Below are 12,750 nucleotides of genomic sequence, written 5' to 3' on the forward strand. Positions count from 1 at the left end.
TAAAAACTAATTGGTTATAGATGCTAATACTAATTTTCCCATTTTTTCAAGTTCTTCATCAGAGCCCGCACAAAAGTTTTTGTTTGATTCAATAACTATAGAAATGTTATTAAGTCTAATACTTAACCTTTTTAAATCTGGATCATTTAAATAAGCTTCATTAAGAATCGCGTAATCACCTAAATTTTTTATTGATTTGGCATTTTTAAATTCCATCTTATTCATCTGCATGAATGCCTGTTTTTCTGCTTCATTTCTCATTTGAATTTCTTCGGAATTTAATCCTGAATAATCTTTAAATAAGATACCTAATTCAAGAGCTCCATCTGCCAGTGTAATTTGGCACCTATTATTCATAGAAGACATGTCACCCGTCGTATAGGGTGGGTTTTTCTCATCTGTAAAGCATAATGTTGAAAAATCTATTGCATTTATCATATCTGGGCAACTTGTAGTTAAGCTATAGAGCTTAGAATCTTTAGCAGAACTCGTCTGCTCAACATCTTTATATTCTATGACTTCGTCAATTTTGGCTTTGTCTTCAGTATTATTTTTACAATAGGTTAGTGAAGCACTTACAGCCCCTAATAAAAAAAGAAGTTTTGAAAATTTAAAGGTTCGCCGGTACATAGTTGCCTTTATATTTTAAGTTAGAAAAAGTTTAATTTTTATAAATATAATATTATCAGATTTATTGAACAGACGCCATATGGTTTTTATTCTGATAATTTGAATATTAAACAAGCAAATAAATAAATGCTTACAGCTTTCTGCCATAGTCTACAACCTCAAAAAATACCTGAAGTTTATTGAAAAACGCACCAAAAGTGGGGCAGAGATGCTCGGCTTGTTTTTAAAGTTCACAATGACGTTAAATCAAGAGTATAAGTCCATTTTAAAGAGACTTCATTCTGCTAATTTACAAACGATATAAAACTAGAAAACCGCCTAAAAGCGGTTTAAATAAGTGATATTTTCCCAGAATTAAAGGCTTGTGCAATAGTTACCGATGTTGGCAACTGGGCTTTTTATTAGTCAAAACTTCTGTTTAATTCTTTTTCAACCTTTGTCAAAGGAACTTCTTCAATGCTTTTCAAGTCTTCGTTATTTAATTGGCCAGCTTGCTTAGCTCGGCTGTTAGACCATTTTCGTAAAAAATCAATTTGGTCTTTCATTGTCTTGGAAAGCGGAACTGTGTCTTTGATTGCATTTAATAAATGAACAATTTGTAATTTCGGTTCATTAGGATTTTCAGTATAAGCCGTGAACATTGCTTCTTTAACACATTCTTCAATTTCTGCTCCGTTAAACCCTTTGGATTCTTTTGCTAATTTGTCTAATCCGAAATTATCGGGCTTTTGGTTGTTTTTGGCCAAGTGAATAGAGAATATACTTTTCCTATCTTCTTCGGAAGGAAGGTCAACAAAAAACATTTCATCAAAACGACCTTTGCGTAAAAGTTCAGGGGGAAGTTGTGAAATGTCGTTGGCTGTTGCAACCACAAAAACAGGTTGTGTTTTTTCTTGCATCCAAGTCAAGATTGTTGAGAAGATTCGTGATGTAGTTCCTCCGTCTGTAGCACCACTGCTTTGAACGCCTGAAAGTCCTTTTTCAATTTCGTCAATCCACAAAACACAAGGTGCAACGGCTTCTGCTGTTGCAATCGCTCTACGAATATTGTTTTCACTACTTCCAACTTCTCCCTGAAAAACTTTTCCGATGTCAAGTCGTAACAAAGGCATATTCCACAAAGAAGCTATACATTTTGCTGTCAAACTTTTTCCGCACCCAGGGACACCCAAAAGCAAAAGCCCTTTTGGTTCTGCAAGGCCCCAAGTTTGTGCTTTAAAATCAAACGCTTGTCTGCGTTTTTCCAACCAATCTTTGAGATTGTCCATTCCGCCTACGCTTCTCAAACTTTCATTCACTTGAAAGTAATCAAGCAGACCACTTTTTTTAATGATTTGCTCTTTTTCAAAGGCAACCGTCCTTGGCGAATTAATACCTAAATCATCTCTTACAGCTGCAAGGCAGTAAGCCAAATCGGCTTCCATTACTGTCATTCCCAAAGCTGCATCAATCAATTTCTTTTTAAGGTCATTGTCAATTTCCTTTTTTGCGTTTTTAGTAACTGAATTTAAAACAACTTCCAAATCAACTCTGCCCGGCAATGGCATTTCAAGGACTGTAATGTATTTTTCTAACTCAATAGGCAAACTCAGAACTGAAGAAACAATTATTATGTGCTTTCTGTAAAATCTCAATTTCTCCGCTAATTGGCGAAGTTGAATTTTAATATTTCTTTCAGTAATAAAATCGTGAAAATCCTCTAAAACATAAATTTCGTTATCGTCTTTTTCTGTTTGATTAGAAATGTGTTTTAATAGTTGTTCTGGTTCCTCAACGTTTTCAATAAGTTTTAGACCTCCTTCATTTAAATCTCTTTTCCCCAAACCATCGACAGAATTCCATTCATAGAATTGAAAATTCTTATTGAGATTTTTGGCTACGCCTCTCAATTTTTGTTTTGTTCTGTCATACTCAAATGTAGTCAAGTATAAAATCGGGTAATATGCTTTCAGCATATCCTGAATTTGTCCGAATGTGTCGGTCTTATTCTTTGTAATCTGTGCCATTATTTCTTAGTAATTGAGATTGTTTTTTTGTTTTCACAAAATGTTTTATGTTTATACTTTAATGGAATTTCTTTTCCGTTTACTTCTCGTTTACTTCCGAATACGCCTTCTAATGATTCCATTGCTTTGTCTGCAAGTTCGTGAATGTCTTTAGGTATGTAGTCGCTATCGGTTTTTACTGATCCGTCTTTAAGTATTGTAAATTTAATTTGTGAAACTGGTTCGGTTTCTTCTTTTAGTTTACTGCGACCAACCATATAAAAACTCACTTTTTCATTTTCGTTTGCTTTGAATTTATCATTGCTCTTAAAAGTCCAGCCCTGTATTTTAAATTCACGAATTATTGATTCTTCCGCATATTTTACATTTAATTCGTAGAAAGTATTTTGCAATTCTTGCACTTTGCGTTGGGCGTTCTGTAGATAGTATGTGTTGTATGTAACTTTATTACCGACAATCTTCATTGCGTATTCACCTCTTAAATTTCCATTTGAGTTTAATTGAAAAACTGTTAGTTCGTTTCCTGTAACAGTATATTTCCACCTCAGCTTTTCACAAGCTGAAATCAAAAGCTCCTGATTCATAATGTCAGGGTTTTTCAAAAATGTTGATGATTCAAAACAGGACATAACTATCTTCTCTTTTTGTTTTTATTGTGGTTGTGTTGTTTTTGGTGTTTCGGGATAAATACTTTCAAATTGTTTATCATATCCGTCACCTCTGTGCCTTTGCTTATTTGTAGGTCAAGAAAATCTAAAAATTCCTCTCGAAGTTTCTCAAACTCATTTTGCAGACTTTTCTTTCTGTCTGGTGATAAAGGTTTATGAAATAGTTCAATTACTTGCTTCTTATATCGCTCAATTTCTGACTCGAAGAAAATTTTGCGATAGTGATTTAGGTTTTCTGTTTTCGTTTCTTCAAGTGTTCCTAATGCACTATCAAATTCCGCAACTCCAATTCCTTTGAATGGCGATAGTTTAGTGTTTTCAACTTTTCTTAACTTCTGTAAATATTCTCTATTAATTTTCGCTGGCGGATTTTGGCAAAGAGTATTAAAGTCTTCAATAGCAGAATTAATGTATTTCAATCCGAACTTTTTAAAAACTTCAAGGTATTGCTCTTCTAATTCGCTATCCCAACCCATTCTCGTCATTTTTTCCTGACGAACATTCTTCATGTTCTGATGAACGAAAAATGAAAGAATATTATAACTTCCTGAATAATAGCTATTTTCTTTGTTCTTTCTCATTAGCCAAACATTTTTGTAATGGAACGCTGGCAATTCGCAACAATAAAAATTTAAGTTCTTATCTAATTCAGCAAGTAGCTTCTTTGATTCTTCCTGAACCATATCTTCTCCACCAAAACTTTCATTTTCGGAATAAGCAATGTAAACTCTACCACCTTTACGCAGATATTCTTTGATGAATGGAACTCTGTTTTTGAAAGCAAAATTACGAACCCAAGGACTTTGAATTAGAATTGTGTCAGAAGTTGTGTCAAACAACTTTTTCAATTCAACTTCAAATTCCAAAGAGTTGAAATGACGTTTGATCGCTTCAACTTCTTTTTCAATCTCTTTAATTTTGACTGTATCTTGTCTTTTTATTGCTTCCTCAATTTCTTCTTGCTTGTTAATTAACGCTAGTTCAATCTCAACTTGTTCTTTTTGTTTTTCTTCATTTGTAAATTCAATTTCATCATCAACTTTTACCAATCTTTCAAGCAATTCAGATTTTAATTCATCTTGTTTATCCAATGCTTCGGATAAAGTGTCAATCACTTTGTTTTGCTTTTCGTCATAGACGATTGCACGTAATGTGTTATCTCTGAAATTTTCTAATAATACAACCCAAACTTTCGCTTTAAAGCCTTCAGCGGCTGTTGGCTTGCATTCCTGCAATAAAAAATTCTTTTTCGGAAAATGAATTTCGGGGGCTTGTAATTCTGCTATTGGCTTTACTTCTTCAATGTTTTTGGGCAGAAAATCTTTATTGAAATTCGGTGTTTTTTCGCTTTTGAGATTGCTGAAAATTTCTTTTACTTTTTCTTTTGATACACCAATGCTGTCTATATATAAATCAAAATCCCGTGTGAAAGTCGAGAATTTCACACCATTCTTAGCATATTCAATTCCTACATTAGTAAGCCATAAAATACTTTCATCTCCGTCAAGCATTTTGTCAGCTTTCAAATCTTTAATTGCCTTTAAAAGAATATCATTTTCTGCAGGGTCTTTTTCAATGTCAAAACCAAGAATGTTTCCAATTTTTTCAGCCGACATTTGTTCTGTTAAAAGCAAATCGCAAAGCACTTCATCAAACAAATTGAAATCAACAGGCTGTGAGCAAGTACCTTTAAATTTTGCAATAGTGTAATGCCAATCAAACTCTGTAAAACCAATAATTCGCTCAATCAGTTTTTTTTCTTTGCTAGCAGAATCAATAATCTTTAATTCCAAAGGAACCTGTTCGCTTGGAATAGTATCGGTGTTTTTTTCTTTCTTTTTCGGTACTTGACTTAGATTTTCTTTGTAACGTTCAGAAAGAAATGCAGGGAAGTTGTTTTCAATAAATTCAGCTACTTCACTTGAAAATTCTACTTCGGGGTCTTCCTCACATTCGTAGCCATTTACACGTAAAAATTCAACAACTTCCGAAATGTGGCTTTTAAAATCTCTTGCTATTTTTGATAATCGTGTCTTCACTACTATGTAAGATTTTGAATTTGTGCAATGTCAATTCTGTGCATTTTTTGAATTGCTTGTTGGTATTCGGGTTTATGCGAAAAATGTTTTTCATTTCCGACTACAATCAGCAATCTTTTTGCCCTTGAAAAACCAACATTGATACGTTGTAATTCCCTTGCAAAACCTAATGCAAAAGGATATTTATTATTATCAATAGGGATTTTCTTTCCCCTTTCTTCTCTGTATTGTTTGTTACTTCTTACCGTTGAAACGATAATAATATTTCGTTCCATTCCTTGAAAACGGTCAACTGTGTTTATTCTAAATGGAAGTTGAAATTCATTTTCAAATTTATGTTGCTCAAAATTTCGCCACTCATTTTTTGAAAATTGTGGATACATTGCTTTTCTTATGTTTTGCATTTGTGGCATATAGTAAGTTATGATTCCAATTTCTTTGTCCTCGTCTTTTTTGAAATGATTTTGATATTGTTCAAATCCTTCGGCTTTGGTTAATGCTCTCAAAACAGTCTGAATGGCTTTAATTTCGCCTTCATTTTTGTAAGATGTACCAACTTTATCTTCTGGTGTTTCAACGTTTACCCAAATAGCGTGGTGTTTTTGCTCAATGAAAGGAACTGATGAAAGTCCGTGCCAGCGACTTGCTTTTACATTGAAGTCACGAATATTCATTTCGCCTTTAATTCCACAAATCAAACCGTTTTCCAATTCTTCTTGGTCTGAATAGAATTCAGAAATACAATTCATAATTTGTTCGTGCATTCTGAATTGAGTGTCCAAACTTGCAACAAAGTTTTTCGGTGCATTTTTGAATAATTTTTCAAATTGTGAAACTTTGTAATCGTCTTTTGTCCAATCTTCAATCAGTCTTTTTGCTCCAACGGCTTCTAAGGCTTCGCCAAATTCTTTTTCGTCAATCATTGGTGGCAACTGTTTGTGGTCGCCAATTATCACAACTTTTTTTCCTAACGTTAAAGGCAAAACCAATTCGGGCGGTGTGGCTTTACTCGCCTCATCCATTATTACCAAATCAAATTCAGGTTCGCTTTTTCTTTCTGAATTTTGGTTGAATGTCATTTGATAGGTTTCGCCAAAATTACGACTGCCACATTCGCTACACGTTGCGGCAAATACGTTTACATATTCGTAGTAGGCACGTGAAAAAGTTGATTTAATCAATACATCTTTTTCATCTAAACCTTTTTTCCATTTAGAAACTGCCTTTGCGTATTTTTCTTCTTTACTGCATTTGTCTTTTACATTTTCAATCCATTGGCAAACGGCATTATCAGAATATTGCTTTTCTTCCTTTGAGCCTGTTTTTGCTTGAATCCAACTTTTAATTCTATCGTTGGAATATACTTTTCCTTCATCTTCAAACTTGTCAATGTTTCCAACACGAATTGGTCGAACTAATTTTTTACCTTTAATACGTTCCAAAGCATTATCAACAGCAAGGTTCGTTTGCGATGTAATCAACAATTTTGCTTTTGGTTCTCGCAAAAGTGTTTGCCAAATTATTTCTGCAATTACGGTTGTTTTTCCCGTTCCGGGCGGTCCTTGAATAAGTGCCAAATCTTTTGCTATAAGCGTTTTTGCAACCGCTTCAAGTTGTTTTTGTTGGTCTTTGAGCAAGGGTTCGTTCAGGTTCTGAACAACTTTTTGTTTTTCACCTTCAAGGTCGGTTATTGATTGCCTTGCTTCGTTCGGGTCAAACAAAAAGTTGGGCAAATTTTGATTGATAGGAAAACCATTTCGGGTATTTGGTTCGGTAACTTTTTTCATTGCCCGAATCATTCTACCAATGTTTGTTAGTTCGCCTGGAAAAATAGGTTTTAAAAAGCCTTTTCGAATTTCGCTTAATTCAATACGGTCTTGTTCTCTTCCGTTAATGATTTCATCAAAAGCATCAGTTATTTTGAATTTTAATCTGTCTTTTTCCTTTTTTACCAATCTGCCTATTTGTATTCCTTCTCGAAATACCGCTTCTTCTCCGTACTGTTCAATTTTCTCGGCTAAATTTTTTCTTTGTTCAGGATTTAGATAAATAAAAGTAGCTTGACTAATGTTTCGTCTTACTTTTTTTTCCTTTTCAAGTTCAAGTGTTTCATTTTTAATAAGTTCGTAGGTTGTTCTTCCTAAGGGGTTTTCAAAAGTACAATTCAAAATATGACGATGTTCTGAACAAGCTGTGCTAACCGCTTGTTTAAAAATATCTCTGTCGTCATCTGTTTTGAATTTATAAGAAAATAAAATTCTTCTATGATTTTTTATAGCGTCAAAATCGACTGATTTGCCAATTTCTTTTCTGATTTCGTTTTGAATTTTGTTGATTATGTTTTGTCGTTTTGATTCAACATCTGTGTCGAACAAAATTTGAAATACTGGGTGAAACGGCTTTTCTTCAACAGTTGCACTTGGAAACTGTTGTTTGATACGTTTTAATTGGTTTTCGTAATCTGTATTGTTTTCTGCTGAAATTTTAAGCATAGAACTTGCTAAAACAAATTCCGTTTTTCCTTGTAAATCACTTTGTGTTTTAAAATTACGAAGCGTTTCAGTGTTTATTTTTTCGATTGCTTTGAAATAGTATTGAGTTGGCAACCTGCGAAAAGAAGAACCCGAAAAATTTTGTTTAATCAATGAAAGTGTATTGTCAATATCTTTTTTACTTGCGTTTTTAATTTGATAAACATTCCCGACAAGCTCAATTCCTTTTATTGGTTTTACTTTAATCGGTTTCATAGCTTGAAATCTTGATACAGATTCAACGAAACCTAACCCCTCTGAATTGAATTTATTATTTGGAATAAATGCACCAACTTTTATAAGTAAATTGTTGTCTTGCGTTATTAAAATTCTTGCCCTGTCTAATCCTTCCGAATTTAGTTTCTGCTTAATCGGTTGAATTAGTTGTTGCAATCCATTGTCCGTTCTGAATTTAACTTTTAGCTGTACAATATTATCTTTGTGAACCGAAAGAATATGCGAATAATTGTCAGCAACGATTTTTTGCAAATGCAGAATATCATTTTCGTTTAGGTCAATGTAACCGTCATTGCTGATTGAACATTCAAGTTCATATTCGGTTTGCAATTTGTCTTGTATTTCGGAATAAATATCTTCTTTTGAAACATTGTCGGTATACTTGAAATCAATTTTTCCAGAAATGGTATGAAATGGGGAACTATTTGAAATTTCGTAAAACAATTCATCTCCCAATTCTTTGAGTTGACTCAATTCTTCTTGACCTAATTCTCTGTAATTTTTGAACTCAACAAACGCTTTGTTTTCACCCACGCCATAATCTTCTAATTCACTTTCATTGAACAAACCTAAAATATCATTTTCTAATTGTTCTCTTAGTTCTGTTTCATTGATGTAAATATCAATGTAAGTTGCTCTTTCCGCTTCGCCTTGTCGTGCTTCCGCATAAGGCATTTTAATGTTTTGGATTTTCCAAACTTGTTCTTTTTGCTTAACCAACTTCTTCAAAGCATCAACGTAACTTTGCCAAATTTTTTTGTCTTTTTCTTTGTTGATGTCAATTAATGGAATTTCGCTTGATTCAACTGCCGAGTATAGTTCTTTAAAACTATGGGCGTTTGTGCCGTCTTTTTTATCAATTTCGATAAATCGAAATTGGCAATTTCGTATAATTGTGTTTTTTGTAGGTTCGTTGAAAAAGCCAACTTCTTTAAATTTTGCAACTCGGTATGAGTACAGTTCTGTGAAAGTATCAATTTTGACTGTCGATAAACTCGCAACAAATTCAACTGCTCTCTCATTACCAACAGGAACAATAATTTTATGTCGAGAACGATTATTATAGTTGTCTGCTTTTTGCTTTTGAAAGTAGCAGACTCTGTTTTCATTTATGAGAAGTTCTCTTAGCTGCTCTGCTCTTAGTTTGTTTTCAGGATTGCGATTATAGCGGCCATTGAAGTCGTCTTTAACTTTCAAAAAGACGTCAATGACTTCATCAGAAGTTCCTTCAAATAGGTTGTTTGTTTCTGGTCTTCGATTAAATTCTGCCATAGTTAAACTCCTGAATTAGTATGGTGAAAATTAATTGCGTTGGCAAAAAATGGCTCTTTTGGTTTTGCGAAGGGTTGCCTTGTGTGTCGGGCAAAACAAAATGTGCCATTTGTGCGGCTGGCTAAAATTGTTTTTAAAAAATGTACGGTGGGAAAAAATAAAAATACAGAAGCTTTGGCTTTTAGGTCGGCTGTCTGATGTTTCATTTGTCCCTTCACTATTTTATCTTTTATTCTGTCGTTCATTTAATGCTTTGTCGTTTTTTTAGGCTTGCAGGTAACGGTCCCGTATAAAAGCTTTAACGGGTTTCCGGCTTTTTTTGTGTTTTGGTTTTATTAGCGTTGGCAGAAAAAAGCCGAGTTACTTACTTTTCACCAACAGCACTAAAATACTATAATCCATTAATAAACGAACAACAAAAGCGCCCTTATTGCTTTTATGCATTGTTGTTAAATGTATTATCGGTCTTAGATCGACTAAAACAGAAAAATGATTTTTTCTTTAGGGTAGCTTTTGCGAACTGCTTAGATACAGTTTTGAAAATCATTTTTTTCATCCGTGATCTTAGCAAAAAAAGCGACACTAGGGAAGGAGTAAGACTGGTAAGTTTAGTAGAAAGTGAGGTATGAAACTCAATATATTTTATTCATTATAGATCTGAACAAATTTTATATTTTACAACGGTCTAGTATAACCGTCAGTTACGGGTTAATATGCGTTAATTTTCGGTTTAGCACTGACTTTAGCAATTCCGAGTGGATTCGGACGTAGTCGAATCCGCCGTAATTGCGGTTATACATCTTAAGTTTGATTCTCTTTAAATTGATAGTATAAATCAGAAAGAACAAAGAGAAGATTAAGGTTATGTTATACGCTGAAGCGTTAGACTTCGTCAACATTGATAATCCCCTCTCTTTTACTACTTCAACCACGTTCAGTTCTGTGAGGCTCGACCTCGTTTTCAAGTTGTTGTGATTAAGGTAGTATGCTCTTTCATAAAATCAGTTCTTATGAATAAATATAAAGAAACTTTTGGAGTTGATATCAGTAAGGATGTCTTTGATGTTTATGGTAGTGAAAGCAGTCATTCTCAATATAAGAATGATGAGCAGGGTTTTAAATTATTTGTCAAAACACTAGCCTCAGATTCTTTGGTAGTTATGGAAGCTACCGGCTATTACCATTATCGGCTTGCACATTTTCTTTACAAAAAAGATTTTACAGTATCTGTAGTAAACCCATTGTCAGTCAAGCGCTTTATTCAGATGAAACTTTCAAAGATAAAGACAGATAAGAGCGATGCCAAAGCTATTTGTGAGTATGCTTTATTCAACGAGGTTACTGTTTACAATGCCCTTAGTGATGTACAGGCAGAATGCCTACAGCTCTTTAGGTTAATGGATAGTTATTTAAAGAAGCGTACGGCAACTAAAAACAAACTTCACGGGGAAGAAGTGCTGGGCACGCCATCTAAATATGTTTACAGGTCTTTAAAGCGTGATCTTAAACATTTAAATAAAGAAGTGAAAGGTATCGAAGATCGTTTGTTAGAGCTTGTTAAACAAGATCAACAGCAACAACTAACTTTATTAACTAGTATACCTGGTATCGGTATTAAAACGGCCTTATTTCTAGTTGTGATAACAGATGGCTTCTCTAAGTTTGAGAAGGCCTCTCAACTGTGCAGTTATGTAGGGGTCACCCCGACAATACGGGAATCTGGGAGTAGTGTAAGAGGTAGAAGCAGGATCAGTAAGATGGGAAACAAAAAGCTAAGGAACCTATTGTTTTTATGCGCGTTCAATGCATGTAAATACAACAAAGGTTGCAAGGAAATTTATGATCGAATCGTAGCTAAGGGTAAGAGTAAAAAACTGGCATTGATTGCAGTGGCTAATAAACTTTTAAAGCAGGCTTTTGCTATCGCTAAATCAGGATTACCCTACGATGAAAATTATGTTTCTGTTCTACATAAAGGATAGCTACAAGATGAAATAAGTGAAACAGTTAAGATCTGTAGTTACAGATTTTAGCAAAGGATACTTATGTCTCAAATTTAATATAGAAAAGAGTTGTTTTTTACCTCAGTTCTTCTTAAGGAATCATAATCTTTCGACAATAAGTATTCTTTGTTTCTCCATTCAAATATTTGATAATCAGTATTTATTTTTAAAGAATCAGCTCCATATTCCAATATTTCCTTTCTATCTTTTTCTTCTGGAAAACTTGAATAAACAATTAGCTCAACCTTATTAGGATTTAGTTGAAGAGTAGAATCAGTCATTGTGTATTTTCCGAAATGCTTTTCAATTCTAGCATCTCCAAAACAACTCGCTACACTTTCAAACCTGATAAACTCCTTGTTGCTTAATAAATCTAATTTCCGATGATGATTAAATCCGTGATAAGAGTATAAAATAGTATCAATTTTTATCGCACTTTCTTTTGTTTCCGATGATTGTTTGTTAGAACAACTGAAAATTAAAAGTAGAATTAATGTTTTTAGTACGATTTTCATCTAATGTTTGCTAACTGTTTTGTGTATGATTAGTGGCGTGTTTAAGTACCTAATTTGGCAAATAAAAACAGAATAGGAAATCCGCGAGGATTTTCGTAAACAAGCTAAAACTAGCCATTAATTATACACGGTGTTGGCACACGTATTTTTTTTTATTTTCCAGTTCTATAATCAGTATTCGCATAGTCAAAATCGGAAAAGTCCTTAAAGAGTAAAATCCGTTTTTCACTAGTCAAATAGTTTTTTATTATTTCATAATTTCCTTTCGGAAAACTAATTCGGTCGCCTTTTGTTAAATAAGTGTCGCCACCAAATTCGCACTCACATAATTTTCCTCGAACTGTTGTTGCGTAAACAGTTACTTTTTCTTTGTATCCGTCTTTCCATTCTTTTTTGATTACTTGGATTTTCTGTCTGTTGTCTTTAACTAATTCACGCAATTCAGTCAGATATTCGCTATAATTTTCAGGGAAATTAAATTCCGTTCCGGTTGTCATTGCGTAAGGATAAGATACCTTTCCTAAACAACAAGATTCTAATTGTTCGCTACCATAAAATTCGTGTAAAAAAAGAGAATAGATTTTCGGTTCTTTATATTCATCTACTTTGTCATATTTTTTTAATTCCGCAACCCAATAGTAAATAAAAGTTCCGTGAGAATCTTTATTTCTTTCCATTTCAAAAGTCAGAATTACGAACTCTTTTTCAGTCAGATTTTGAGTAAATCCGCTGAATGAAATTAGAAGTAGAATTATTAAAATTACCTTATTTTTCAATTTAGAAACGTGTTTTTTATATGTGTGCCAACGGTTTTGTATAAGAATAGTTGCGTGTTTGCGTGCGAGGAAT

9 protein-coding genes are annotated in these 12,750 nt (G+C 33.5%); 1 reads left to right on the plus strand and 8 read right to left on the minus strand.

What is annotated here, in order from left to right; translation table 11 throughout:
- Nucleotides 1–6: 6 nt before the first annotated feature.
- The 6 genes from P164_RS03410 to P164_RS03435 form a co-directional block, all read right to left on the minus strand.
- Nucleotides 7–630 (minus strand): hypothetical protein, encoded by a 624-nt coding sequence (locus tag P164_RS03410; RefSeq protein WP_028375069.1) that lies wholly within the window; start codon nt 628–630, stop codon nt 7–9.
- Nucleotides 631–1,031: 401 nt separating this feature from the next.
- Complete coding sequence (locus P164_RS03415) at nt 1,032–2,636, minus strand: AAA family ATPase (RefSeq protein WP_051621174.1); 1,605 nt, start codon at nt 2,634–2,636, stop codon at nt 1,032–1,034.
- The gene (locus P164_RS03420) at nt 2,636–3,220 is read right to left on the minus strand and encodes a hypothetical protein (protein ID WP_199907766.1); all 585 of its coding nucleotides are present in this window, start codon (nt 3,218–3,220) and stop codon (nt 2,636–2,638) included. The genes P164_RS03415 and P164_RS03420 overlap by 1 nt, the downstream gene beginning before the upstream one ends.
- Nucleotides 3,221–3,267: 47 nt before the next feature.
- The gene (locus P164_RS03425) at nt 3,268–5,343 is read right to left on the minus strand and encodes a hypothetical protein (protein ID WP_028375072.1); all 2,076 of its coding nucleotides are present in this window, start codon (nt 5,341–5,343) and stop codon (nt 3,268–3,270) included.
- Between the two features lie 2 nt (nt 5,344–5,345).
- Nucleotides 5,346–9,383, minus strand: a complete 4,038-nt coding sequence (locus tag P164_RS03430; protein ID WP_028375073.1) for a DEAD/DEAH box helicase — start codon at nt 9,381–9,383, stop codon at nt 5,346–5,348.
- Between the two features lie 2 nt (nt 9,384–9,385).
- A complete protein-coding gene (locus P164_RS03435) occupies nt 9,386–9,628 on the minus strand; it encodes a hypothetical protein (RefSeq protein ID WP_028375074.1) in 243 nt (80 codons plus the stop codon).
- 765 nt (nt 9,629–10,393) lie between these two features.
- Between P164_RS03435 and P164_RS03440 the strand changes: the two genes are divergently transcribed.
- Entirely contained in the window at nt 10,394–11,365 is a 972-nt protein-coding gene (locus P164_RS03440; protein ID WP_028375075.1) for an IS110 family transposase, read from the plus strand.
- Nucleotides 11,366–11,439: 74 nt separating this feature from the next.
- Here the strand turns inward: P164_RS03440 and P164_RS03445 are convergent, their stop codons facing one another.
- Nucleotides 11,440–11,901, minus strand: a complete 462-nt coding sequence (locus P164_RS03445) for a hypothetical protein (protein ID WP_028375076.1) — start codon at nt 11,899–11,901, stop codon at nt 11,440–11,442.
- A 152-nt stretch (nt 11,902–12,053) separates the two neighbouring features.
- The gene (locus tag P164_RS03450; protein ID WP_028375077.1) at nt 12,054–12,677 is read right to left on the minus strand and encodes a hypothetical protein; all 624 of its coding nucleotides are present in this window, start codon (nt 12,675–12,677) and stop codon (nt 12,054–12,056) included.
- Nucleotides 12,678–12,750: the final 73 nt, after the last annotated feature.

Origin of the sequence: Leeuwenhoekiella sp. MAR_2009_132, from assembly GCF_000687915.1 — a bacterium.
In the GTDB taxonomy this organism is placed as follows: Bacteria; Bacteroidota; Bacteroidia; order Flavobacteriales; family Flavobacteriaceae; genus Leeuwenhoekiella.